Source organism: Lichenifustis flavocetrariae, from assembly GCF_026130545.1.
Classification (GTDB): domain Bacteria; phylum Pseudomonadota; class Alphaproteobacteria; order Rhizobiales; family Beijerinckiaceae; genus Lichenihabitans; species Lichenihabitans flavocetrariae.
Window position 1 is genome coordinate 1 of sequence record NZ_JAMOIM010000141.1, and the last position, 1,323, is coordinate 1,323.

Sequence of the window (1,323 nt, forward strand, 5' to 3'; positions counted from 1 at the left end):
GTAATTACCCAGGCCCTTGCCACGCAAGGAAATCGCTGATTCCCTTAGCGAATGAGCCGATTCGATCTTGAGCGTTTGAGCAAGGACGAGCTGATCGAGCTGGTGCTGCGGCTGCAACGCCCGACGAAGACGTCCCGGACGTCGTCCAAGCCTCCCTCGACTGATCGGAAAGAGCGCCGCGAGAAGGCCAAACCTGGCGGTGCCAAGCCGGGCCACGAGGGACATTCGCGCCGCTTGAGCGAGGACGTCGACAAGATCGTCGATCATCATCCCGATGAATGCCCGTGTTGCCGCATGGCGCTGCCCGGTGATCTGGCGGCAGAGGTTGTCAGCGAGCACGACAAGGTCGAGCTTCCCGTGATCAAGCCCTTCGTCGAGCGCCATCGGCGTCTGGCCGTGCGATGTCCCTCGTGTGGGGCGATGGTCGTTGCCCCGGTGCCCGCGGCGGCGAAAGGCACGCCGTTCGGCCCCCGCCTTCATGCGGTCGCCACCTATTTCAAGACGTTCCAGGCGCTGTCCTACGAACGTTTGCAAGGCGCCTTCGATCATCTCTTCGGTCTGGCGATCAGCCAGGGCGGGCTGATGAACATGCTCCGCCGCGCGCAGGGACGATTTGTGGCCAAGCGCGACGATGCTGTCGCGGTGCTCCGGCAAGCCAACGTGGTCGCCTCGGACGAGACCGGCGTTCGCATCGAAGGCAGCAATTCCTTTCACTGGGTCTTCCGCTGCAACGACGCGGTGGTCCACCAGGCGTCTCCGACGCGCGGCGCCGTGGTGATCCGGGACATGATGGATGGACACCGGCCGGCGGTCTGGCTGTCGGATCGGTATTCCGCCCAACAGGGCCATGCCGATGCGCAACAAACCTGCCTCGCGCATCTGGCGCGCGATGTCGCCTATGCCGATGAGGCGGGCGAGGATCTCCTGCCGATGCGGCTCAAGCTATGGCTCCAAGGCGCCTTCGCCCTGGCGGCCCGCATCGAAACGCTCGCGCCGCCGACGATCGCCGCCAGACGCCGCGCCCTGGAGCGTCGTCTCACTGCGATCCTGGAGACCCCGACATCCTGCGATCTGGCGCGAGACCTCCAGAACAGGTTCAGACGAGCCCGCGATCAGCTTCTCACCTTCGCCAAGTGGCCCGGCCTGGTTGACGCCTCGAATAACGGCTGCGAGCGCGCCCTCAGACCATCGGTGATCCAGCGCAAGATGACCAACGGCTATCGCGCGATGTGGGCGGCCGCCGGCGAAGCGGATATCCGCACCGTGGTCGACACGGCGCGTCTCCGGCCCGGCACCAACGCCTTTCAGGTCATTCTCCAGACC

Annotated in this window: 1 protein-coding gene; it reads left to right on the forward strand. The window is 65.3% G+C overall.

All coding sequences use genetic code 11. The features are described from left to right. Positions 1-51 precede the first annotated feature (51 nt). Positions 52-1,323 (forward strand): IS66 family transposase (tnpC, locus tag M8523_RS36305; RefSeq protein ID WP_282589644.1); only part of this gene is annotated, 1,272 nt, incomplete at its 3' end.